Source organism: Ligilactobacillus salivarius (assembly GCF_035231985.1).
GTDB lineage: Bacteria > Bacillota > Bacilli > Lactobacillales > Lactobacillaceae > Ligilactobacillus > Ligilactobacillus salivarius.
In genome coordinates this window covers 1,089,459-1,115,552 of the sequence record NZ_CP117983.1, presented here as the reverse complement: position 1 = coordinate 1,115,552, position 26,094 = coordinate 1,089,459, and the positions used below count along the sequence as shown (strand labels likewise).

Here is a 26,094-nt window from a genome sequence, read left to right as displayed (position 1 = left end):
TAGTATAGAAACAATAAAAGACCAATATATCAATTCTTCATTTGTGAAGATAGATATATTGGTCTTTTTAATTATTTATGAACTTTTCTTCTTACCATTCCAGGAATAAATAGCAACATCAATGAAATAACTGATACCACAAGTCCTTGATAAAGATATGGGGGAGTAAAGGTTAATTTTACTTGATGCTTGCCTTTAGAAATAGGGAATCCAATAAATGTTTGTTGGATCTTATAAGTAGGAACCTCTTTTCCATCAACATAAGCTTTCCATCCATCATTATAAGGAATAGTAGTTGCAAACCATTGATTTGACTTAACAATATTAATGGTTCCATTTAATGAAGTTGACGAATAATCTTGTATCTTCCAAGAATATTTTTTAATTTGAGTTAGCTTTTGCTTTACTAAATTATTATCTAGTTGATATAGAACAAAATTATTCAACCAAAGATTATCTTTTTTAAATTTAGCAGTAATAGAGATTTTTTTACCTTTATCGTTATTTGCGACATTCACAAGAGTTGTATGTCTAAAAGTAGAATAATTATGAAGTACGCGATCATTAATTAGAAACTCGACATTGTCATTATCAAGTGAAGTACCCAATGTAAGATAATAAGAATTATTGGTTGTCGGAATGAATTCAAAAGTAATACTTGCATCCTTACTTTTATCAATTTTTTTAAAATCTGAGTTAGTTAAAGTTGTTTTTTCTGCGGTATTAGTAAAAATAACTTTATTAAAGTTCATAGCTGTAAAATAAGTCGTTCCAGGCATTGAACTAGATGCAGCGTTAAGCCAATTAGATTGATAAATAACGGGATTGTCAAACAAACGTTGCATCTTTGAAATAGTAGATCCTGCACTATAACCAATACTTGTAGCATATGGATTTTTATAAATTGAAGTACGAGGATTATTTTTTAGTAGTTGATATGAGCTTAAATCACTACGCTCTGAAGTTTGGATTAAAGGATAACCGTGACTGCTACCTTCAGTAACTTCGTTATTATTTTTAGGAGCAATAGCATATTTCATATCAAGTAAACCATCAGTTATCAGACTGCCATTAGAATAAGTAACATAGTTATCACCATCTGGTTGGCCAATCATACCATAAAAATCTGGAATATTCTTTTCTAGAGCAGAACTGAAATATGCACCAGCATTAAGATTATGTGTTATACCATCATTTTTAGTTCTAGAATAAATTTGAGCAGTTCTATAAAAGCTAGAATCATGGCGATGTAGCCAAGAACTATCAGCAGTAAGTGCAGTTGTTGGATCTGCAAATTCGCGTTTGGATAAATAGCTAATATTATTCAGAGAAAAAATCATATTGGCAGACATTTCAGATACGGCTACTAGGAAAAGTAACAGAAACTTAATGATGCTTCTGTCATTAGTACTATTAATACTTAAAAGTAGTAAAACTAAAAATGCAAAGGTAGCAGAAAAAATTAAAGTCTCAGTAGTAGCATAGTTGAATTTTTTAACATTAATCCATACATAGGAAATAATACCGACTTCTATGAAGAATAAAAGGAAAATTTTCCATGGCTTAACATTAACAATGAAATTAGTGATACCTTGACTTCCCAAGAAAAGCATCCAAAAACTTACAATAAAGGTAAATCTATATGGATACCAAACCGGAAATTGCATTCCATGCCAAAATAAATCTAGTGGTTCAAAGCACATTGAAACTGTAAAGAAAATACTGATTAAAAATGCACTTATTCTGGATTTGATTGTATTTTGACGATTAAAGAAGTACAAAATAAAGGCAAATAATGCAAGACTACCAATAAAAATATTAGGAAACCCAGATGGCATTTGATCAAAATTAAATGAACCAATCGTTAATTTTGATAACATTTTAAGTGGATTATATTCTAATTTAGCTTGAATCGAGCTTTCTGTGTATTGGCCTTTACTGCTAGTAAGGGTTATCGCAGTAGGAATTAAAATAACAGCAGCAATGCCCCCTGCTAGAATTGATCGACTTGCAAATAACCAAGTTCTAGATAGAAATTCCTTGAATTTGGTAGTATATGTTATCTGGTACCAAATAAAGAATAAAACTAGGAAGATACACACCATATATGCCATGTAATAATTATCTATAAGCATCAATGCAAGTAAAAGAGGATAGGCCTTCATCTTACGTTTTTCCATTAAATCATAGAAACTAGCAATAATTAGAGGAAGTAAAATAGCCGCATCCATCCATAATAAATTAAGTTGATTAACAACATTCCACGCCATTAAAGCATAACTAATTGAGAATGTAGGTATCATCCAACCTTTTTGCAATTTTCTTTTAGATAAAAGATACGCAAAAGATAGGCCACAAAAACCATATTTCAAGAGAGTAACGACTAAGACTCCAGCGGCAATCGATTTACCGGGGAAGAAGATGAATAATAAATTAAATGGACTAAGTAGGTAATAAGCCCATTCTCCAATCATTTCACCACCAATAGCTTTTGAGAAAGAGTAGAAGAAACTCCCAGGATGATGAAGTAAGGTTTCTCTGAAAAAAGCAAAGAAGTCTACATATTGCTGTCCTAGGTCAACAGTTAGAATTGTGCTCGAACCAAATGGATACATATGACGAGCAATAAAATAGGCTAACATTATGACAATAGGGCCAAAAAAGCTAAGTAAAAATGGATATTTATTATTTATAAAAGATTTCATTTTAATCCACATGATAAAAAAGAATCCTTTCTGTTAAAGAATATAATATCTATAGAATATCATAGGTAAAGAGTAGGTAAAAGGTAGTAAGTAATATCTTAACCTTTTAGAAAATTTTAACGGAATTTATGCCCAAAATTGTGATAGTATGGTAGGATAGAGAATGGATTTAAATATAATTATCATAGTAAGGTTAAACTTTTGGAATTATATTTGTTAGTCGCAATTTTTTCCAAAATAGATAGGAGAAATTAAAGTGAAATTTTTACGCAGTTCACGGAGAAATAGACGGAATAGTAATCAAAATTCATTAATTCCGTTTAGATTAAATTTTCTCTTTGTTATTGTATTTTTATTATTTGCAGCATTGATTGCTCAGTTAGCATATTTACAAATTGTTAATGGACAGAAATTTTCAAGTGAAGCAGCAAATAATGATACTTATACTGAAACCACTAATGTTCAACGTGGGATGATGTATGATTCAACAGGTAAGTTAATTGTTGGTAATAATTCTTCAAGAGCGATTACCTATACCAAACCCCTTGGCGTTACGAATCAAAAAATGAGAGCAATTGCTGATGAATTGGTAAAATTTGTATCTATCAAAACAGATTCATTAACGAGTGGGATGAAGGCTGAATATTATCTAGCTAATGTAAAGAACTATGACGCTGTAAAAGAGCATATTAAAAATGCTGATAGTTTAGATAGTAGTGAGTTAAATCGCCTAATGATCACTTATGTTAGAAAACACGGTTTAGTTTCTGATATGACTAATAAGGAAAAAGAGGCAGCAATTGTTTATAACAAGATGAGTGGTGCTTATGCTCTATCAAGCGTTTATATTAAGACTAGTGGTGTTAGCGATACTGAAATGGCTGAAGTTGGTGAAAATCTTTCTTCAATGCCTGGAATAAAGATTGGAACAGATTGGACACGTAGTTATCCAGATGGAACATCGATAAAGAATTTAGCTGGGACTGTAACAACTGAAAAGCAAGGTTTACCAGATGATTCTATTAATACTTTCTTAGCTCAAGGATATTCAAGAAATGATAGTGTTGGTTCAAGTTATTTAGAAAAGCAATATCAGGATGTCCTAAAGGGTACTAAGAAAACTACAAAAGTATTTACTCAAAATGGTAAAATTACTAAAGAAGTTGAACAATATGGTGGACAAGCCGGTGATGATGTTCAGCTAACAATTAATGCTAAATTCCAACAAGATATGCAAAAAATAATGGATAGCGCAGTTGCTGGATTAGGTGGTTATTCAAATGGTGGTTATGCAGTAGCGATTAACCCACATACTGGTGGCATTTATGGTATGGCCGGTGTTTATCGTGACCCTAACACTGGTAAGACAACTGTTGATCCTGCTGGGGCAATTAATCAATCTATTACTATGGGGTCTGTTGTTAAGCCAGCTATGATTATTGGAGCTTTGAAGTCAGGCGTTATTACACCTGATAATAATGTATTGACTGATATGCCAATTAAAGTTAAAGATACACCAGTCAAGGGATCATGGTTCAACAAGAGTGGTGGAGCTAATGTGGCTTTAACTGCTTCTGATGCTTTGATGGTTTCTTCTAACTCGTACATGATGCAACTTGCTATGAAGGAAGCAGGATTTAAGTATAGTTATGGTGCAACCTTAACTATGCCAACCTCAATTTTTAAGAAATTAAGAAATAACTTTAATGAGTTTGGCTTGGGTGTAAGAACAGGAATTGATTTACCTGGTGAAGTTTCTGGATTGGAAGGTAAGAGTACAGCTAAATATATTGGTAGTGCCCTTGACCTCTCTTACGGGAACTATGATTCTTACACAACAATTCAATTAGCCCAATATGCTTCCATTTTGGCTAATAAAGGTTATAAAATTCAACCACATTTATTACAATCAATCAGAGCAAATGGCAAAGATGGTAAGATGGGCGCTGTAAAATATGAAGTTAAGCCTAATATCACGGGCGTAATAGATGTTCCAGATTCTTATTGGAATATTATTCACAGTGGTATGTATAAAGTAGTACACGGAACTAGTCAATATGCAACTGGTACAGCAATGAAGGATATTAATCCAGCCATTGCAGCTAAAACAGGTACTGCTGAAACTGTTTATAAGAATACTGATACAATTACATTAAGTGCTATTAGTTATGCCCCTTATGATGATCCACAAGTAGTAGTGGTTGTAGCTTTCCCAAATCTTGCTAGTGATAAAAGTAGTGTTAACATGAGTACCTTGAAGAGTATTTATGAAGCATACTGGAAAGATGTTCAATCTAGCGATGGATATAAAACATCTAAATAATAGTTGATGTTATTTATTACTTAGACTTTTTGAGTTATGTATGCTACAATGATTTCGAAAAGTTAAACCAAAAGAGGTGAGAAGATTTTTTTTCTCATCTCTTTTTTTAGGTGCTTGAATTTCTATTTGGTAATAGCTATAATTGTCATAATTTATGTTGAGACGGGTGAATTTATGGACTTTTATACATTAACATATCTTCAGGAACAAAATAATGTAGCACAATTTGTCCAATATGGAATTGTTGTAATTATCTTTTTAGTTCTAATTATAGCGACAATTTTGTATATAAAAGATAAATTTCAAACTAAGTATCGTGACTTAAGTATTATCATGGCACTGATATTACTTTTTATGGCAGGAATAAACTTTACTGAATATCAAAATGGTAGAGATACAAGTGTTCAAGCTGCAGAAGCAACAACTTTTTTGAAATCTATTTCTGAAGAATATCACGTTAAAAAAGATCAAGTTGCTATTAACGCACGTGGATTATCAGATGGGATAATTGTGAAAATTAATAAAAAATTTTATAAAGTTAATTTAAGTTCTGATCAAACTAATTATGTACTTGTTCGGACACATCTTATAAATCAAAAAGTAAAGATACATAGATAGAGGTGAAGAACTGGATGGATTATTATTTACCAATTATTATTAAATTTGTATTGGGACTATTGGTATTTATTTTACAGATAAATCTAACAGGTAAAGGAAATTTAGCACCTTCGACTGCTTTAGATGCTGTTCAAAATTATGCACTTGGTGGAATTATTGGAGGAGTAATATACAATGAAAATATTACTATTTTGCAATTTGTTATGGTTCTGATTATTTGGACTATAATTGTGTTAACTCTAAAATTCTTTAAAGACCATAATCGTTTTATTCGTAATATCATTGATGGACAACCAGTAACTTTAATTAAAAATGGTAAAATCAGAGTAGAAGAATGCTTAAAACATGGGATATCAGCAAATGATTTAATGTTCAAGTTAAGAAACAAAGGGATTTATGAAGTTGCTAAAGTAAAAAGTGGAATCTTAGAACAAAATGGGCAGCTAACGGTTATTGAATTTAGTGATAAAGATCATGTTCGTTATCCGCTTATAAGTGATGGACAGTTAAATGTTGATGTATTGGAACTTATTAACCAAGATGAAGAATGGTTAATAGGTAAATTGAACAAAATAGGTTATAAAGATTTAAGTGAAATATACATAGCTGAATATATAAACGGTGACTTGCGTATTGTAAGTTATCCTAAATAGAGATCGTACATTTATCGTATAGAGATAATTGTACGATTTTTTAATTAAACTTCACAAAAAATTCAAAAAACTATCACGAAATATTTATGTATAAATGATATTGACAAAATAGCGTGGGGGGGGGTAGAATGAGGGTGTTATATAGGTACCATATAACATTCCGATTAGGAGGGATAAATTATATGTTTTCTAAGAATAATAAAAAAATGATAGCAGAGCGTAGTGCAGAGAGAACTCTCAAATACGGTCTAGTAAAATTAAATGTGGGGTTAGCATCTGTCTTATTAGCAACAGGTTTGACATTTGCTGGAGGCCAAGCTGCTAGTGCTGATACAGTTACAACAAATACTGAAGCACAAACAACAGAAGTAGCACCAGGCCAAAATGATGCAACAACAGAAGCAACAGAAACAACAAACAAGGCTGATGCAGCAACACAAACAGAAAACCAAGGCCTTACAAAAGAATCAGCAACAGAATCTTTGAAGGATGCTAAAGCTACTCAAGATAAGGCACAAGGTGAAGTTACAGAAGCTACAAAGAATGTAGAAGATGCAACTACTGTTCGTAACGATGCAAAAGATGTTGAAGCATCTGCTCAAAAAGACTTAGATGCTTCACTTCAAGCAAAGAAGGATATTCCAGCCGCAACAGACAAAGTTAAAGAAGATAGTGCAGCTTTAGATAACGCAAGAGATGATGTTGATAAAGCACAAGATAACACAGAAGTTGCTAGAGAAGCAGAAAATACTGCAGTCGTAAATGAAAACGCTGCCCAAGAAAAGGTTGATGCACAACAAAAAACTGTTGATGACTTAAAGCCAGCTGCTGATCAAGCAACTGCAGCACAAAATACTGCAAAAGCAGCAGATGACATCGTTTCAGATCAAGCTGCAATCCAAAAAGATACAGAAGATGAAGCAAACTTACAACAAGTTGTAAAGGAAGCTCAAACAACTGTAAATAACTTAGTAGAAACAGCTCGCCAAGCTGCTGAAACAGAAACTCAAGCAGTTGACGCTTTGAAGAAAGCAAAAGAAGCAGAAGCATCTGCTCAAGCAAATGTTGATGCTACACGAACAGCATTGAAGGATGCTACTGCACAAGCAGACAAAGATAAGGCAGCATTAGAAGAAGCTCAAAAAGCTGGTGATGCAGCAAGAGCTACTGTTAAGGGATGGGAAGATAAGATTGCTCAATGGCAACAATTCCTTGTAGACGAAAAGGATACTTCTTCAAGTGAACACTTAAATAACTTGAAGAAAGGTATTGCAGCTATGAAAGTTCGCTTAGGTCAAGCACAAGATGCAGTTGCAGAAGCTCAAAAGGCTATTGATTCTGCATTAGATGTTTATGGTGCAAGCCGTGCTAAGCAAACAAAAGCTGAAGAAACTTTAACAAAAGCAAATGCTGCATTAGCAATTGCTAAGATGTCAACAGCTGCAGCACAAACAAAAGAAAAAGCAGCAGCTAAGAGCAATGCTGAAGCACAAGCAGCTCTTGAAGCAGGTAAAGCTGCATTAGAAAAGAGCCAAGCTGAATTAGCAAGTGTACAAGACAAGTTGGCTGCAGATAAGGATAAATTAGCTGCAGATCAAGCTAAGTACAATGACTTAAAAGCACAAAACAATTTTGCTGATGACGAAGATGTTGCAGCAGCGCAAGCAGCAGTAGACGAAGTACAAACAGCAGTAGACAAAGTTCAACCAAATGTTGACAAGGCAAATCATGCTGTACATGCACAAGAAAAAGTTGTTAAAGCAGCACAAGCAGCAGTAGATGAAGCACAAGCAAATCTAGATGCTGTAAGTGAAAAATTAGCACAATGGAAACAAGCTCTTGTAGACGAAAAAGACACTGCAACAAGTTACCACTTAGATAACTTAAAGAAGGGTATTAAAGCTCTTACAATCCGTCAAGGACAAGCACAAGATGCATTGAAAGCTGCTCAAGAAAACTTGGCAAACGAACAAGCTAAATTAGCTAAGTTCCAAGCAGTTCAAGCAAAGAACCAAGCAGCATTGGATTCTGCAAATGAAGTTTTAACAAATGCTAAGAATACATTAGCAGATACTGAAAAGAAGAATGCAGACTTTAAGGATGCTTTGGCAAATACACAAGCAATCAAAGATTACGAAGCAGCAAGTGCTACATTAGCTGAATATCAAAAAGAATTAGCTAGTGCACAAGAAGCAGTAGCTAAAGCTGAAGCAGCATTTAACGAAGCACAACAAAAAGAAGATGCAGCTAAAGCAGCTTATGAAACAGCTAAAGAAACATACTTAACTGATAAAGCTAAGTTACAAGACTTAGAAGCTTTAGCAGCTAAGGAAGATGAATATGTTGTAGCATTTGAACAAGCTTCTGATAAATTGAACGAAGCACAAGCAGCTCTTGATGAAGCTCAAAAAGCATTACAAGATAAGAATGCAAGTTTGAGTGTAGCAAATGGCGAAGTTAAGTACTGGGAAGGTGTATTGGCTGCATTAGAAACAAAGACACCAAGTAAAGATGCAGAAACACAAACACCAGAAACAGACAAACCTGGTAAAGATGCAGAAACACAAACACCAGAAACAGACAAACCTGGTAAAGATGCAGAAACACAAACACCAGAAACAGACAAACCTGGTAAAGATGCAGAAACACAAACACCAGAAACAGACAAACCTGGTAAAGGTGCAGAAACACAAACACCAGAAACAGACAAACCTGGTAAAGGTGCAGAAACACAAACACCAGAAACAGACAAACCTGGTAAAGGTGCAGAAACACAAACACCAGAAACAGACAAACCTGGTAAAGGTGCAGAAACACAAACGCCAGAAACAAACGAACCTGGTAAAGACGTTAAAGATAACAATGAACCAGCTAAGACTGCAGACGAAGACAAAGTTGTTGTAAACGACGTTAAGAAAGTTGCTACAACACCTGAAAAGAAAGTTGAAGTTAAGGCAATTGCTAAGAAAGCTGAAGCTCCAAAGGCAGATGCTAAGGCAGCTACACTTCCACAAATGGGTGAAAAAGACAACAACGAAGCAGCTGTAGTAGGTTTAGGACTTGCAGGCGTTGCTGGAGCATTAGGTTTAGGTGTCTTGAATAAAAAACGTTCATAATTATTAACTGTTATTAGATAGTTATGTAATTTGAAAGTTTGAGTTATATCAGAAAAATGAGTGAAGATAATAGATAAATTTGGGGAAATTTGTCGATTGATCGGATAGAAACTCTGTATAGAGGATGATTGCTATATAAGTATTAGTGATCATTAATTAAATATAGAAAACAATAACTATTTATTTTTACTTCTATCAAGGAATGTTATTGTATAGATACATTTTAGAGATAAATAATTAGTTGCAGTTTTTGGAACCGGTATGAGCTATAAACTAGGGAGAATTTATAGCAAGTACCGGTTTTTATTATGGCTAGCATTAGGTATTTGAACGTATTTTTGTTACAATTAAAAATAAATGTCTAAAGAAGGTTTTAAGTATGACAACTTTTCAAGAACGTAGAAATAGGTTAAGAAATTTAATGTCACAAATGAGTGTTGATGCATATTTGATAACTAACAGATTTAATATTTATTATCTAAGTGGTTATACAGGTGATGATGGAGTAGTTTTAGTTACTGAACAAAGTGCATATATTATTACTGATAGTCGATTTGAAGAACAAATAAAAGCAGAAAATCCTGATATAGATTCAATTATTACACGTGACTATTTGGGTGAAGCGCTTAATGTTGTGGCTAAGGAAAATTGTGTAGCTTTGGCATTTGAAGGTACTTTAGATTATGAATCGTTTGATTATTTAGATGAAAATGCAAGTAGTGATGTAGTAGCTTTAACTAAAGTAATTGAAAAAATGAGAGCAGTTAAGGATGAAGATGAGATTTCGACGATAAGAAAAGCTTGTCAACTCTCAAGAAAAGGTTACGAACATATTTTAACTAAAGTACATGCCGGTGTAACAGAAAAAGAAATGGCTTTAGAACTTGACTATTACCTAAGGAAAAACGGAGCTGCAGAAGCATCGTTTGAAACTATTTTTGCTAGTGGAGATCGAACAGCTTTACCTCACGCTACCTATTCTGATAAAAAAATTGCTGAAGGAGAACTGGTAACTTGTGATTTTGGATATTATTTCAATCACTACACTTCCGATATAACAAGAACTTTTGTAGTTGGTAAAGCAAGCGATGAAATAAGAAAAATATATGATATTGTTAGAGTAGCTAAAGAAAAAACAATTGAGGCAATTAAAGCAGGTATTAGTTCAAAAGAATTAGATGAAATTGGTAGAGGATATATTAAGGAACAAGGGTACGGAGAATACTTTACTCATGGTATGGGACATGGAATAGGCTTAGATATACATGAGTTACCTAATATTAGTTATAGTTATCCAGATGTCTTAGAAGCCGGTGAAATAGTCACTATTGAACCTGGTATCTACATTCCAGGATTAGGTGGAGTAAGAATTGAAGATGATATCTTAGTTACGGAAAAAGGATATGAAAATTTAACTGACTTTAAACAGGATTTGATAGAAATCAGTAATTAAGAATGAAATTATTAAAAATATCTTATGAACTAAAAATAATAACTGACAAATTAAGATGTTCATGATATTATTTAAAAAGAACAACCGTATAATAAATAATTAAGTGTTAGGATGGACATTTTAATGGAAAATAAAAAATTACACATTGCATTGTTATTTGGAGGAAACTCATCTGAACATGACGTTTCAAAACGTTCTGCACACAATATTTATGATGCTCTTGATAAAGATAAGTATGATGTATCTGTCTTTATGTTTACTAAAAAAGGTTTCTTGCTTGGTAATAAAGACTCTATGCGTATCTTTGACGGAGAAAATGAAGATGATGTTGTTGCAGAAGTTATCAAAGATGTTGATTTCTCCAACCCATTGGCAAATATCCAAAATTTAGCCGAAGTTAAAGATGTTGATGTATTTTACCCTGTTATTCACGGTAACATGGGTGAAGACGGTACAGTTCAAGGATTATTCCGTTTATTAAACAAGCCTTGGATTGGTAGTGGTGTTGCTTCTTCTGGTGTTTCATTTGACAAGGATTTGACTAAGAAATTACTTACTTTGAATGGAATCAGAAATACAAAGTATGTTTTAGTAACTCCAGAAAATAAAGCTGACTATCCATACGCTAAAGTAGCTGAAGAATTAGGTGAAACATTATTTGTAAAACCTGCTCGTCAAGGTTCTTCTGTTGGTATTCATAAAGTAAGAAATGAAGAAGAATATAATGCTGCTTTAGAAGATGGTTTCAAGTATGATTACAAGATTTTAGTTGAAGAAGCAATTAAGAATCCACGTGAAGTTGAATGTTCAGTACTAGGTAATCGTGATATCAAAGCATCCAAGTTAGGTGCAATCCGTATTCCTGAATCAGATGATTTTTATGACTACAACAATAAATTCGTTGATGCATCTGGTGTGGTATTTGAAATGCCTATCAAGTTACCAGAAAAATTAACTAAAGAAATCCAACAAATGTCCTTAGATGCATTTAGAGCATTGGATAACCGTGGTTTAGCTCGTATGGACTTCTTAGTTGATGAAAATGATGTTCCATACTTTGGTGAAGTAAATACTTTACCAGGCTTTACAAACATTTCCTTATATCCACAATTATGGGAAGTTTCAGGCATTAGTTATAGCGAATTAATTGATCAATTGATCCAATTAGCTATTGATGAATTTGACGATAATGCTAAGATTCACTATGACTTTACAGAATTAGGAACAGAAAAAGTGGGTAAGAAGATTATCGGTGAATAATCTTATATAATATTTTAGAAGCAATCATGGCTAACAAAGCTATGGTTGTTTTTTTATAGTAAAAACAGAACTTATTTTCGTTTTTGTGCTAAAAATTTAAAAAGTTAGCGTATAATAATATAATGAGATTTTTGATAGAAGGTGAGCTTAAAATGAAATGTGCATGGATTTATGGAGCAGATCAGTTAATGATAGATTATCATGATAAGGAATGGGGACGTCCTTTACATGATGAAAGAGGACTATTCGAACTTTTATGTTTAGAAGGATTACAGGCAGGATTGAGTTGGAAAATAGTACTGAATAAAAGAGAGTTTTTAAGGGAAGCATTTGATAATTTTGAAGTTGAAAAAATTTCACAATATACTCTTGACGATGTCGAAAAATTATTGACTGATCCTAAAATAATAAGAAATAGACGAAAAATAGAAGCAATTATTAATAATGCGAAAATAGTTAATGCGTTACATGAAAGAAATGAATCATTGGATAGTTTTTTCTGGGGAATAATTGATAATCAGCCAATTATTAATAATTTTAAGAATCCGGAAGAAATACCTACAAAAACTAAATTATCTGAACAAATTTCTAAAACGTTAAAGAAAATGGGATTCAAATTTGTAGGACCAACGATTATCTATTCATTTATGGAAGCTAGTGGAATGGTAAATGATCATTTGGTAGGGTGTTATGGTCGTAATTAAAAGGACGTGAGATTTTACGCTCACGTCCTTTAGTTTAATATATATTAGTCTTTACGTTGGAATCCTTTACGTTGTTCTTTTGAAAGGGCAGGCTTGTTATCTAAGTCTGTACGAACAACTAAAACATCACAATCAGCAGTTCTAGTTACGTATTCTGTAACAGAACCAATCAACAAGCGTTCAACAGCATTTAAACCAGTAGCTCCAATCATAATTAAATCAGTTCCTAATTCCTTAGGAAGATCCTTAGCAATGATAACTTTAGGAGCACCGTATTCAACAGAGTAGCTGATGTTTTCTAATCCAGCTTCTTTAGCTTCTTTTACGTAACCATCCATTGTCTTACGTGCTGTTTCAGTTACTTGTTCAACCATAGCTGTATCGAAACTTGAGATGTTTTGGAAAGCACGAGTATCAACAACATGTACAAGTTGAAGTTTTGTTTCCTTACCATTACGCTTAGCTACTTCAACAGCTTTTTTAAATGCTAATTCAGCTTCGTAAGAACCATCAATTGGAACTAAAATATTTTTATATCTTTGTAACATACGAATCACCCTTTCTGTAATACCTTTCATATATATTATACTTGATATAGTTTGAAAATAAAAGTGTAAACAGTTACAAAAATATAATTTTATTCAAAATTATTTTATGTAGTTTACTATTTATTTGTAGTGTTATAGTAAATCAACATAATAAATGAGAGAGAAGCTTCTACAATCGCATCTAAAACTAGGATAATTGAAATAAAAACGATACTTTTAATAATAAAGATAGCAAGTATAGTTAATAACCCTAAAATAATAAGCAAACTTCCCCAGATAGTCATAATAATTTTTAAACTGGGCTCAGAAGTAGGATCAAAAAGTAAGAACTTACGATTGCGATGGGTAAGTAAGTAAAATCCAGTATACAAAACAATAACAGCTAGTAAAGATTCACAAATTATTAATAGTACATCAGTCATAATTGGCCTCATTTCATTGAATAATAGTCAATAAATAAAAAGAGCTGAGACAGTGTCCCAACTCTTTGTCTCCGATGATGCCGTTAATCATCTCTGTAGTTGAACCCGCGTTTAAGCAGGTGGTCCTTCTTGCAATAACTTCAAGTTCTTACGTGAAATAATATACTTTCCATTAAAGATATGAAAGACCAATATTATAAGTGTTCGGTCAACCATACGAATGAGATAACGCGTACATCTCAGAACCTAAATCAATCATAGCATAATCATATTGAGAAAGCAAATTAACTATTTTGGGCATTCTTAAGGCGATGGTACTGCTTTCCTAAACTTTCTTCGTAGCGTCCATTTTGTTTAGGATGATAGTATTGCTTGGATTTAAGTTTATCTGGTAAGTATTGTTGTTTAACCCAATCGTGAGGATAATCATGAGGATATTTATAATCAATACCATGCCCCAATTCTTTAGCTCCTGAATAATGTGCATCTTTTAAATAATCAGGTATATCACCATAATTTCCAGCTCGAATATCAGAGAGGGCAGCATCGATTGCTGAAATACCAGAATTAGATTTTGGAGATAGGCATAATTCAATAACAGTATCAGCTAAAGGAATTCTAGCTTCAGGAAACCCTATTTTTTCTGCAGCTTGAATTGCTAGAACAGTTCTAGTAGCAGCAGGGAGATTAGCCAATCCAATATCTTCATAAGCAATTGTTATTAAGCGTCGACTAATTGATGGGAGATCTTCAGCTTCGATTAAGCGTGCTAAGTAGTGAAGAGCAGCATCAACATCGGATCCACGAATAGATTTTTGAAGAGCAGAGATAACATCATAGTGTGCGTCACCATCTTTATCTTGAATCAAAGCTTTTCTTTGCATACATTCTTCAATGATTTCTAAAGTAAGTACAATATTCCCTTTAGAATTCTTTGGAGTAGATTTAGCAGCTAATTCTAAAGCATTTAATGCACTTCGTAAGTCTCCATGTGTTGCGATTGCTAGTTGGTGCATAGCATCATCATTAATTTGTAGAGGCAATTCACCTAAACCATCATCTTTATCAGTAATAGCTCGGTTAATTGCTTGAATAATATCGTCTTCATTTAGAGGATGTACTTCAAATATTTGAGTTCTACTTCTAATAGCAGGATTGATTGAAATATAAGGATTTTCAGTAGTAGCACCAATTAGAATAATATGTCCATCTTCTAAATGAGGTAGTAAAAAGTCTTGTTTAGGTTTAGTTAAGCGATGGATTTCGTCAAGTAATAGAATAACTGTACCACTAAACTTGGCTTCTTCAACCACTTGTTCTAGTTTCTTTTTAGAATCAGTTGCTGCATTCATTTTTCTAAAGGCATATTTAGTTGAACCAGCAATGGCACTAGCAATGCTGGTTTTACCAGTACCGGGTGGGCCATACAAAATCATAGATGAAAGTAATTTAGCTTCAACCATTCTTCTAATAATTTTTCCAGGACCGACAAGATGCTGTTGCCCTACAACGTCATCAATATTTTTAGGTCGCATGCGATAGGCTAAAGGTTTCAAAATATCACTTCCTAAATTAATTTATAGATCAAATAGTTTAGATAGAAATCCTTTCTTATCTTCTTTAGGATCATTCTTTTCTTCAGATTTTCTTTCAAAAAGTTCATGGTATTTACTTTCAACATCAATATTTTCAATATGAAGAGCTGATTTAGAAGAACAAATAACAATAGCATTGGCGTCATCATCATGTGAAAAAGAAGCATCAGCTAGATATTCAAATTTAGTATTATTTTCTTTCGAAATTTGAATGATTTTATCAATAATATCAGATGACAATTGCCCATTAATCTTTATACTAAGTTCTTCTTCAGTATTAGATGAAATTTCTTGTTTAATTGCAGTTAAACAAGCATTTTGATTATTTGAAAATTCCTTAAATGTAATAGTTAAACTGACTCTTTCTCTAAAAGTTCCTAAATACTTACGTTGTTCATCAGGGTGTAATTGAGGAGTTCCGTAGAGTCCGTTGTTCAAGTGTTCTTGTAAATTATCATTTGTCATAATTATTCTCCTTTCAAAATAGGGGAGTAGTTAAACATTATCATAATTCTAATTATAAATTTATTAAAACGGATATATAAAAACCCACTATGTTCAAATGAACAATAGTGGGATCAAAAGAGTTATCTCTTTGTTGAGCTAAATATTAACGGTTGTAGAATTCAACAACAAGTGCTTCGTCAATATTTGCGTCAAGTTCTTCACGGTCTGGAAGACGTACTAATGTACCTTCCATCTTGTTTTCGTCGAAGTTAACGAATGGTACACGACCAACAACAGCTTCAAGAGCTTCTTTAACGATTTGTAAGTCCTTAGAACGTTCACGTAAAGAAATTACTTGACCTGGTTCTACTTCGTAAGATGGAATGTCAACGCGCTTGCCATCAACAGTAATGTGACCATGGTTTACTAATTGACGAGCTTGACGACGAGTTGATGCTAAACCTAAACGGTAAACAACGTTATCTAAACGACGTTCCAAAAGAATCATGAAGTTATCACCATGCTTACCTTCACGAATCTTACCAGCTCTCTTGAATAAGTTTGAGAATTGACGTTCTGTTAAGCCATAAGTCATACGTAACTTTTGCTTTTCACGTAATTGCAAACCATATTCAGAAAGACTACCACGACGATCTTGACCATGTTGACCTGGAGCGTATGGACGACGAGATAATTCTTTACCTGTACCAGATAAAGAGAAACCTAAACGACGAGATACTTTCCAGGAAGGACCTGTATAACGAGACATTAAAAATTCCTCCAATAAATTAAAATTAAGTTGGAGTAAAATAATCCGTGTGAACTTAGTATTCGTGCAGTTTATTTTAGACTTTCGCTCTTGCAGCCGAAGAGTTACTAGACGAACTATTATATAGCAATAAACTGTTGACGTTCTTACCGCTCACTGCTGCATTATTTTACACAAAGTGTATCTTAACATAAACAAATTAAAAGTCAACTAATTTATATGTGTTTTAATAAAGTTTTGGAAAATTCGACTAATTCAACTTCATCTTCAGGAGAGAAGCGGGATAAGGAAGGAGAATCAATATCTAATACACCAATAATTTTATCATCCTTAATTAGAGGAACCACGATTTCAGAGTTACTTGCTGAGTCGCAAGCAATATGGCCAGCAAATTCGTGGACGTTATCTACATGTAAAACTTTTTGTTGTTGAAGTGCAGTGCCACAAACGCCAGAGCCATTTTTTATATGCATACATGCAACTTTTCCTTGAAAGGGTCCAAGATGTAATTCATCGTTTGTTTCATCATAAAGATAGAAACCAGCCCAGTTAATATCAGATAAAGATTGATATAAAAGTGCTGAAGCATTAGATAAATTTGCAATGAAATTAGTTTCATTTGTGAGTAATGCATCCAATTGTTGTGAGAGAAGTGAGTTTGTCATATAAAAAGTCCTTTCTTTACTTTTTTGTAATTGAAAAAATATATACCTAAAGTTATATTAATGATATAATTATTATTAGATTTTAAACTGAGATGGGGTTATTTTCAATTAAAACGAATAGCCTACAATATTAATTGACTAATTTATAGATATAGACGATAAGATGTTAGGTGGGAATTTATTATGGTTTTATTTTTTGTGGTTATTGTGGCGGTCGCCATTGGAATATATGTTGGAGTCATATATTTTCAACGATCGTTTAGAAAACAAATAAATGAGTATCAAACTCAGCTTGAAGAATTAAGCAGTAATACTCTAGGTAACGAATTAAATAAAATTGAAAAATTACATTTAACGGGTGAAAGTCTACGTGAATTTGAGGAGCTCAAGAAAAGCCATAAGAAACTTACTAACCGTGAGATGCCAGAAATTTCGGAAATGATCTTAGATTTAAATGATTTGAATGAACGTTACAAGTTTATGCAAGAACGTTCAGAGTTATTAGAAGTTGGATCTAAGTTACAACATGTTAAAGAAGAAACTCGTCAACTTGAAGAAGCTGTCAATGAGATGAAAGAAAAATCCGAAGAACATCAAAAAGCTGTTACAGAATTAAAAGATAAGTATCGTGATATTCGTAAGACATTATTGGCTAAGAACTTTTCATTTGGACCAAGCATTGACAAATTAGAAGAAAATCTTTCTAAGTTAGAAGAAGACTTTGATAAGTATGCTAAATTAACTGAAAGTGGAGATTTTGTAACTTCTGATAAGCCTTTAAATCAATTAAAAGAAGATACCGCAAGTATGGAACGTGATTTAGAAGTTATTCCTGGAATCTACAAGAATCTAAAAAATGTTTTTCCTGATCAATTATCAGAGTTACGGCAAGGTGTAGCTCAGATGCAAGATGAGGGGTTTGCATTTGATAAAGATATTTTAGGACAGTTAAAAGATCTAGCAGAACAATGTAGTTTAAATAATAAAAACTTGAAGGAATTACGTGTTGATAATGCTAAAGTCTTAGATGAAGATATTGCTAATAAAATTGATGCTATCTATGAAACTTTAGAAGAAGAATATAAGGCTAAGATTTTTGTACAAAAGAAAATTTCAACCTTTGGTAAGTTCATTGAACATGCTGAAAAGCAAGAAAAGAATTTATTGTTGGATCTAGATAGATTAAAACAAAACTACACACTCAATCATGATGAGATTGAAAGTGCACAAGGCTTAGCGGACAGGTTAAAGGGAATTCGTAGTTGGTATGATCAATTTATTAAAGATGCTGGGACAAAAGCAATCCTATATTCTTCTATTGCTCAGAGAATAGAAATTGATATGCAAGCTCTAACTGATATAGAAAAGAAACAAAAAGAAATCAATGATAGCGTGGCAAGTTTATGGAAAGAAGAGCGCGAAGCACAAAATGCAGTTAAGAATTTTGACTTGGAAATTCACAAAATGAAGCGTGAAATTGAAAAGCTTAACCTTCCAGGATTATCAGATGATTATTTGGATTATTTCTTTAAAGTTAGCGATGAAATCGAAAAATTAGATAAAGATTTAAATCGAGTTCAAATTAATATGGATGAAATTACAAAATCATTGATAAATACTCAAAGTGATTTAGATATTTTGGGTGAAAAGACTGACGAATTGATTTCTAGTTCAATTTTAACGGAAGAAATTTTACAATATTCAAATCGTTATCGAAACAGATATCCAGATGTGGCAGCTGCTTACAACCAAGCAGTACAATTATTTGAGAAGGAATATGAATATGTAAAAGCATTGGATACGATCTCGCATGCGGTAGATAAGGTTCAAGAGGGTGCATCCAAAAAGATTATGGAAGAGTACTCAAAGAATCATCCACCAATGTTTTCTAAATAAAAGTATAGTTAGCTAATTAACAGTAACAACTGCTGATTAGCTAATTTTTTGCTGTTAGAGTAATAATAGTTTTATTTCTACTAACTTTTTGTTAGACTAAGTAATGAGATTTTTGATTTGTAAGAAGGGTAGATATGATTTATTTTGATAATAGTGCAACAACACAAGTGCTACCAGAAGTATTAAGTACTTATAATGCTGTTAGTGAAAAGATTTGGGGTAACCCATCTTCACTTCATGCGATGGGAGAACAAGCTTTTAATTTGTTAGAACAATCAAGAAAACAAATTGCTGACTTACTTCATTGCAATATTGATGAAATTTATTTTACAAGTGGTGGAACAGAAGGAGATAATTGGGTCGTAAAGGGAACTGCAATTGAAAAAAGACCATATGGACGACATATTATAACTAGCAGTGTTGAACACCCAGCTGTTTTAAATTCACTACATCAATTAGAAAAATTAGGTTATGATGTAACATATCTTCCGGTTGACGAAAATGGAAGAGTTTCTGCAGAAGATTTGAAAGCAGCTATCAGAAAGGATACAATTCTTGTTTCAATTATGGCTGTGAATAATGAAGTAGGAGCTATTCAACCATTGAAAGAAATTGCAGCAGTACTGGAAGATTTTCCTAAAATACATTTCCATGTTGATGCAGTTCAAGGTGTAGGTAAAGGTATTCAAGAATTATTAGAGCAAGATAGAGTAGACTTCTTAACATTCTCTGGACATAAATTCCATGCACCTCGTGGCATTGGATTCATGTATAAAAAACGTGGTCGTATGATTGCACCATTGATGTCTGGTGGAGGTCAAGAAAAAGCTTTACGAAGTGGTACAGAGAATCTTCCTGCAATTGCAAGTATGGCTAAAGCTTTAAGATTGACTTTAGAAAATGAAGAAAAGAAAGTAGCACAACAAAAAGCTATTAAAGAAAAAATCTATAATCATATTTCTAAAAGATCTAAAGTAACAGTATTTTCTAAATTAAACGATGAATTTGCTCCACATATTTTATGTTTTGCAATCAGTGGAGTTCGTGGAGAAACTATTGTTCATGCTTTTGAAAATTATGATATCTATATTTCAACAACTAGTGCTTGCTCATCTAAAAAGGGAATAACATCTGGGACATTGACTGCAATGAAGATTCCGGATAATATTGCTACATCCGCTGTACGTATAAGTCTAGATGAAAAAAATACTTTAGCAGAAGCTGACAAATTTATTGAAATTTTTGATGTTCTATATGAAAAATTCAAAAAAATTAATTCTTAATTGAAAGGATAAGAAAATGCAATATACAGAAATAATGGTTCGTTACGGCGAACTATCTACTAAAGGTAAAAATAGAAAAAACTTCATTGATCGTTTAGGATTTAATGTGCGTGAAAGTTTGCATAGTTTTGAAAATTTGGTAATCAAGGCACATCGTGATCGTATGCATATCCAATTACATGGAGAAGATTACGAAGCTGTTATGAAACGTTTAAAGCAAGTTTTTGGGATCCAAAATTTCTCACCATCTATTAAAGTTGAACGTGATATAGAGAAAGTCAAGGCTACTGCGGTAGAAATGGTGAAAGAAAAATTCAAAGAAGGAATGACATTTAAAATCAATACTCGTCGTTCTGACCATAACTATCAATACGATACAAATGAGATGAATGATATTCTAGGTAGTCATATTTTACGTGAAGTTCCAGGTATTAAAGTGAAGATGAAAAATCCTGATATGACTTTACGTTGTGAAGTTCGTGCGGATGGTATTTATCTTTCACATGAAAAGATTGACGGTGCTGGTGGTTTGCCTGTTGGAACTGCTGGTAAAGCAATGTTGATGCTTTCTGGTGGAATTGATTCACCAGTAGCTGGATATTTAGCAATGAAGCGTGGAGTGGATATTGAAATGGTTCATTTCTTCAGTCCTCCATATACAAGTGAACAAGCTTTGAATAAAGCTAAAGACTTAACTGCTAAATTGACACCATATGTTGGTAAGATAAGATTTATTCAAGTTCCATTTACTGAAATTCAAGAAACAGTTAAGGAAAAAGTGCCATCAGGATATTTAATGACAATTCAAAGAAGATTCATGTTGCGCTTAACAGAAGCAATTGCTCAAAGAAGAAAGGGATTAGCTATCTTTAATGGTGAAGCTTTAGGACAAGTAGCATCTCAAACACTTGAAAGTATGGCTGCCATTAACGATGTAACTACTATGCCAATTTTACGTCCAGTAGTTTCAATGGATAAAAATGAAATTATTAAAATAGCTCAAGATATTGATACTTTTGATTTGTCAATTATGCCATTTGAAGATTGCTGTACAATTTTTGCACCACCAGCTCCAAAAACTAAGCCACGTATTGATAAGGCACGTTACTATGAAGAACGTTTAGACGTAGATGCTTTAGTTCAACGAGCACTTGATGGCATTGAGATTACAGAAATTAAGATTGGTGATACTTTCTTAAACCAAGAAAAGAAAGTTTTTGCTGAATTACTATAAAAAGTATCTTGACGTATTACCTAGCAAAAGATAGAATATATCCATATAAGCAATGAACAAGAGGATTAAAAGAAGCTTGGATTAGAGAGAAATCGTCTGGTGAAAGATTTTCGATAGCTATTTTAATTGTAGCTTGTGAGCTGTTATCTTGAATAAAGTAGGGATAACCGGATTTCGATTCGTTAACAAGGATTTAAGTGGAGTTAAAAACTCAATTTAGGTGGTACCACGGCATTGTCGTCCTATTAAGTAGGATGGCAATGCCTTTTTCTTTGCTTAAAATTATGTAGAAAGGAATAATTATTATGACAAAAGAAGTAGAAATGTCAACTAAATACGATCCAAGTCAAGTAGAACCTGGCAGATATAAAGAATGGATCGAAAAAGGTTTATTTAAACCTAATGAAGATAAAGAAGCAAAACCATATTCAATCGTTATTCCACCACCAAATGTAACTGGTAAATTACATTTAGGTCATGCATGGGATACAACATTGCAAGATATGATAATTCGTCAAAAGAGAATGCAAGGCTTTGATACTTTATGGTTACCAGGGATGGACCATGCTGGTATTGCAACTCAAGCTAAGGTAGAGGCCAGATTAGCTGAAGATGGAATTTCTCGGTATGACTTAGGACGTGAAAAATTCGTAGAAAAAGTTTGGGAATGGAAAGGCGAATATGCTGACATCATTCATCAACAATGGGCTAAGTTAGGTTTGTCTTTAGATTACGATAGAGAAAGATTTACTTTAGATGATGGATTATCTAAAGCTGTAAGAAAAGTCTTCGTTACTTTGTACAAAAAAGGATTAATCTATCGTGGTGAATATATTATTAACTGGGATCCTAAAGCTCGTACTGCTTTATCAGATATTGAAGTTATTCATAAAGATGATAAAGGTGCATTTTACCATGTTAAATATCCATTTGCTGACGATACGACATTTAATGGCAAGAACTATATTGAAATTGCTACAACTCGTCCTGAAACTATGATGGGTGACGTAGCAGTTGCCGTAAATCCTGATGATGAACGTTATAAGGATATTGTAGGTAAGACTTTAGTTCTACCATTACAAGGTAGACATATTCCAATTATTGCTGACCAATATGTTGATCCTGAATTTGGTACAGGTATGGTTAAGATTACACCAGCTCATGACCCTAATGACTTTGAAGTAGGTAATAGACATAATTTGGAACGCATCAATACAATGAATGAAGATGCTACAATGAATGCTAATGCTGGTAAATATGAAGGTTTAGACAGATTTGAAGCACGTAAGGCAATCGTGGCTGATCTTGAAGAGCAAGGCTACATGTTGAAGATTGAACCAATCGTACATAGTGTAGGACATTCTGAAAGAACAGGGGTACAAGTTGAATCACGTCTTTCAACACAATGGTTTGTAAAGATGAAACCTTTAGCAGAAGCAGCTTTAAAGAATCAAGAAACTGATGATAGAGTAGACTTTGTGCCACCTCGCTTTGAACATACATTTACACAATGGATGGAAAATGTTCATGATTGGGTTATTTCTCGTCAATTATGGTGGGGACACCAAATCCCAGCATGGTACCATAAAGAAACTGGTGAAATTTATGTAGGTGAAGAAGCACCTGAAGATATCGAAAATTGGGAACAAGATTCAGATGTATTGGATACATGGTTCTCTAGTGCATTATGGCCATTCTCAACAATGGGTTGGCCAGATACTGAAAGTCCTGATTTCAAGCGTTATTTCCCAACTAATACATTGGTTACAGGTTATGATATTATTTTCTTCTGGGTATCCAGAATGATTTTCCAAAGTGTTGAATTTACAAAACGTCGTCCATTTAAGAATGTTCTAATTCATGGTTTAATTCGTGATGAACAAGGACGCAAGATGAGTAAATCACTTGGAAATGGTATTGATCCAATGGATGTAATTGATAAGTATGGGGCAGATGCATTGAGATGGTTCTTATCTAATGGTTCTGCACCTGGCCAAGATGTGCGTTTCTCATATACAAAGATGGATGCTGCTTGGAACTTTATCAATAAGATTTGGAATGCAAGTCGTTTTGTTATCATGAACTTAGATAGCGATGTTGAATTAAGTTTACCAGAAGCATCTGAATGGCAATTAGCTGATAAGTGGATTTTGAGTCGTCTTAATGACACAGTTCGCGATGTAACTCGTTTATTCGATAGTTTTGAATTTGGTGAAGCTGGTCGCGCTCTATATAACTTCATTTGGAATGATTTCTGTGACTGGTACATTGAAATGGCTAAGGAAAATCTTACAGGTGAAGATGAAAAACTTAAGAAGAATACACAACGTATCCTACGTTATGTATTAGATCAAATTCTACGCTTAATGCATCCAATTATGCCATTTGTTACAGAAAAGATTTGGTTATCTATGCCACATGATGGTGCATCCTTGGTTGTTGCTGAATATCCTGTTGAACATGCTGAATTTGATAATCAAGTAGCAGAAAAAGACATGGATAATTTGATTGAGTTAATTAAAGCAGTACGTAACAGTCGTTCTGAAGTTAATGCTCCAATGTCTTCAGCAATTGATATTTTAATTAAGACAAAAGATGATGATACAAGAAAAGTGTTTGAAAACAATGTTGATTATATCAATCGTTTCTGTCATCCAAAACGTTTAGAAATAGCTGCAGATATTGAGGCACCTAAGTTAGCTATGACATCTGTTATCACAGGAGCAGAAGTTTACTTACCATTAGCTGATTTAATTGATTTAAATGAAGAAATTTCACGTTTACAAAAAGAAGCTAAGAAATTAGAAAGTGAAGTTACACGTGGTGAAAAGAAACTAGGTAATGAAAAATTTGTTGCCAATGCACCAGAAGCCGTTGTTGCTAAGGAAAAAGAAAAATTAGCTAATTATAAGCAACAACTTGCTGCAACTGAAAGTCGAATTGAAGAGTTAAAAGCTGAAATTTAAAACTGAAAGATATATTGTCCGATATATGGATAATATATCTTTTTTTATCTGTTATAATGGATGATGGTTAATACTATTAGAGAGAGGCAGAGAAATGTTCGTAAATAATTATAATGATGCCTTGGCATTTATTCATGGAAGAACTAAGTTTAAAAAGATCCCAACTTTAGATAGAATGAGGGATTTCATGAAGAGATTGGGAAATCCACATGAAAAAGTAAAAGCTATTCATGTAACAGGTACAAACGGTAAAGGATCGACAACAGCGTATTTGAGAGACTTAATAGCAGAACAAGGATATAATGTAGGAACATTTACATCACCATTTATCGAGAAGTTTAATGAGAGAATATCTGTAAATGGGAAAATGATTAGTGATGAAGAAATTGTTCGTTTGGTTAATATAATTGGACCAGTAGTGAAAGAAATGGATTCAGATTGGCGTGATCGTGAAGGTGGACCAACAGAATTCGAAATTGTAACAGCGATGATGTTTGTTTATTTTGCTGAAGGACATGTTGACTATGCTGTAATTGAAGTAGGAATTGGTGGATTATTTGATTCTACTAATGTTATTACTCCGCTTATGTCAGTTATTACGACTGTTGCAATGGATCATGCTCATATTTTAGGCGATACAATTGCTAAAATTGCAACACATAAAGCGGGTATAATCAAGTATAAAAAGCCAATCTTGATTGGTAAACTTCCAGATGAAGCAATAAAAGTAGTTAAACAAGTAGCTAAAGAAAAAGAAGCACCATTATTAATAATGGATAAAGATTTTTCCAGTAAAGTAAAGTTAGAACAAGGTTGGGGAGAAAAGTTTGATTTTTCAGACAGTAGAGGAGAAATAAGTAATATACATATCTCTATGGAAGGATTTCATCAAATAGAAAATGCAACTTTAGCTATTGAAACATTTATTCAATTTGCTGAACTTGAAGGAATTAATTATTCTAATAAAGATATAAAAAATGCAATTCAAAAAACACAATGGCTTGGAAGATTTGAACTTTTAAATAAAGAACCATTAGTGGTGATTGACGGTGCTCATAATACGGCAGCGATGAAAAGAATTTCCCAACTTTTGAAAAAAGAATTTGCGGATAGAGAAGTTTATGTTATTCTAGCTATTTTAGCTGATAAACAACCTAATGAAATGTTAGATGAGTTGTTAAAATTGCCAAATGTACATGTAACTGTAACTCGCTTTGAAGGACCACGAAAAGTAACAAAGTTGGCAGATTTTAAATTACATGATAATGTAAAGTATGTGGAACATTGGCAAGAAGCAATAGGTGAAGTCATATCTAATATGTCACTAGATGATATGTTATTGATAACTGGCTCTCTATATTTTATTTCTGAAGTTAGAAATAACTTTGAAGGATAAACATATAAAAACTCTTCTTTACGTACTTTAATAGTGAGAGG

Annotated in this window: 19 protein-coding genes, 1 other RNA gene and 1 other annotated feature; of the genes, 12 read left to right on the top strand and 8 right to left on the bottom strand. The window is 33.1% G+C overall.

Annotation, left to right across the window (positions count from 1 at the left end; translation table 11 throughout):
- Positions 1-71: 71 nt before the first annotated feature.
- Positions 72-2,717 (bottom strand): YfhO family protein, encoded by a 2,646-nt coding sequence (locus tag PTA89_RS05565; RefSeq protein ID WP_324177045.1) that lies wholly within the window; start codon positions 2,715-2,717, stop codon positions 72-74.
- Positions 2,718-2,961: 244 nt separating this feature from the next.
- Here PTA89_RS05565 and PTA89_RS05560 point away from each other — a divergent pair, with 244 nt between their 5' ends.
- From PTA89_RS05560 to PTA89_RS05530, 7 genes are all read left to right on the top strand, one after another.
- Positions 2,962-5,028 (top strand): peptidoglycan D,D-transpeptidase FtsI family protein, encoded by a 2,067-nt coding sequence (locus tag PTA89_RS05560; protein ID WP_101897822.1) that lies wholly within the window; start codon positions 2,962-2,964, stop codon positions 5,026-5,028.
- Between the two features lie 174 nt (positions 5,029-5,202).
- Entirely contained in the window at positions 5,203-5,646 is a 444-nt protein-coding gene (locus PTA89_RS05555; protein ID WP_003706477.1) for a DUF3290 domain-containing protein, read from the top strand.
- A gap of 14 nt (positions 5,647-5,660) precedes the next feature.
- Positions 5,661-6,299: a DUF421 domain-containing protein gene (locus PTA89_RS05550; protein WP_087250296.1), complete on the top strand. Its 639-nt coding sequence runs from the start codon at positions 5,661-5,663 to the stop codon at positions 6,297-6,299.
- 182 nt (positions 6,300-6,481) lie between these two features.
- On the top strand, positions 6,482-9,415 hold the full coding sequence (locus PTA89_RS05545; RefSeq protein ID WP_324177044.1) for a YSIRK-type signal peptide-containing protein: 2,934 nt from the start codon (positions 6,482-6,484) through the stop codon (positions 9,413-9,415).
- Positions 9,416-9,794: 379 nt separating this feature from the next.
- A complete protein-coding gene (locus PTA89_RS05540) occupies positions 9,795-10,868 on the top strand; it encodes a M24 family metallopeptidase (RefSeq protein ID WP_324177043.1) in 1,074 nt (357 codons plus the stop codon).
- Between the two features lie 123 nt (positions 10,869-10,991).
- Entirely contained in the window at positions 10,992-12,128 is a 1,137-nt protein-coding gene (locus PTA89_RS05535; RefSeq protein WP_324177042.1) for a D-alanine--D-alanine ligase family protein, read from the top strand.
- A gap of 152 nt (positions 12,129-12,280) precedes the next feature.
- Positions 12,281-12,832, top strand: a complete 552-nt coding sequence (locus PTA89_RS05530; RefSeq protein WP_003706473.1) for a DNA-3-methyladenine glycosylase I — start codon at positions 12,281-12,283, stop codon at positions 12,830-12,832.
- Positions 12,833-12,876: 44 nt separating this feature from the next.
- On the opposite strand, the gene PTA89_RS05525 is transcribed toward PTA89_RS05530, so the two are convergent.
- From PTA89_RS05525 to PTA89_RS05495, 7 genes are all read right to left on the bottom strand, one after another.
- The gene (locus tag PTA89_RS05525; RefSeq protein ID WP_003703973.1) at positions 12,877-13,380 is read right to left on the bottom strand and encodes a universal stress protein; all 504 of its coding nucleotides are present in this window, start codon (positions 13,378-13,380) and stop codon (positions 12,877-12,879) included.
- A gap of 116 nt (positions 13,381-13,496) precedes the next feature.
- On the bottom strand, positions 13,497-13,802 hold the full coding sequence (locus PTA89_RS05520) for a hypothetical protein (RefSeq protein WP_081534713.1): 306 nt from the start codon (positions 13,800-13,802) through the stop codon (positions 13,497-13,499).
- Positions 13,803-13,866: 64 nt separating this feature from the next.
- Positions 13,867-14,051, bottom strand: a non-coding RNA gene (ssrS, locus tag PTA89_RS05515) — 6S RNA.
- A 35-nt stretch (positions 14,052-14,086) separates the two neighbouring features.
- Positions 14,087-15,358, bottom strand: a complete 1,272-nt coding sequence (locus tag PTA89_RS05510) for a replication-associated recombination protein A (protein ID WP_324177041.1) — start codon at positions 15,356-15,358, stop codon at positions 14,087-14,089.
- A 21-nt stretch (positions 15,359-15,379) separates the two neighbouring features.
- A complete protein-coding gene (locus tag PTA89_RS05505; protein ID WP_003706471.1) occupies positions 15,380-15,862 on the bottom strand; it encodes a YueI family protein in 483 nt (160 codons plus the stop codon).
- Positions 15,863-16,007: 145 nt separating this feature from the next.
- A complete protein-coding gene (gene rpsD, locus PTA89_RS05500) occupies positions 16,008-16,613 on the bottom strand; it encodes a 30S ribosomal protein S4 (protein WP_003703954.1) in 606 nt (201 codons plus the stop codon).
- A 215-nt stretch (positions 16,614-16,828) separates the two neighbouring features.
- Positions 16,829-17,278 carry a GAF domain-containing protein gene (locus PTA89_RS05495; protein ID WP_324177040.1) on the bottom strand — a complete coding sequence of 150 codons (450 nt, stop codon included), beginning with the start codon at positions 17,276-17,278 and terminating at the stop codon, positions 16,829-16,831.
- A gap of 183 nt (positions 17,279-17,461) precedes the next feature.
- On the opposite strand from PTA89_RS05495, the gene ezrA reads away from it, so the two are divergent.
- From ezrA to PTA89_RS05470, 5 genes are all read left to right on the top strand, one after another.
- The gene (gene ezrA / locus PTA89_RS05490; protein WP_003710339.1) at positions 17,462-19,174 is read left to right on the top strand and encodes a septation ring formation regulator EzrA; all 1,713 of its coding nucleotides are present in this window, start codon (positions 17,462-17,464) and stop codon (positions 19,172-19,174) included.
- Positions 19,175-19,308: 134 nt separating this feature from the next.
- On the top strand, positions 19,309-20,457 hold the full coding sequence (locus PTA89_RS05485) for a cysteine desulfurase family protein (protein ID WP_003707515.1): 1,149 nt from the start codon (positions 19,309-19,311) through the stop codon (positions 20,455-20,457).
- Between the two features lie 16 nt (positions 20,458-20,473).
- Complete coding sequence (gene thiI, locus PTA89_RS05480; RefSeq protein ID WP_003706467.1) at positions 20,474-21,691, top strand: tRNA uracil 4-sulfurtransferase ThiI; 1,218 nt, start codon at positions 20,474-20,476, stop codon at positions 21,689-21,691.
- A gap of 43 nt (positions 21,692-21,734) precedes the next feature.
- Positions 21,735-21,939, top strand: a binding site (T-box leader).
- A gap of 57 nt (positions 21,940-21,996) precedes the next feature.
- Positions 21,997-24,657: a valine--tRNA ligase gene (locus PTA89_RS05475; protein ID WP_087118329.1), complete on the top strand. Its 2,661-nt coding sequence runs from the start codon at positions 21,997-21,999 to the stop codon at positions 24,655-24,657.
- A gap of 94 nt (positions 24,658-24,751) precedes the next feature.
- Entirely contained in the window at positions 24,752-26,053 is a 1,302-nt protein-coding gene (locus tag PTA89_RS05470; RefSeq protein ID WP_003706465.1) for a bifunctional folylpolyglutamate synthase/dihydrofolate synthase, read from the top strand.
- Positions 26,054-26,094 lie beyond the last annotated feature (41 nt).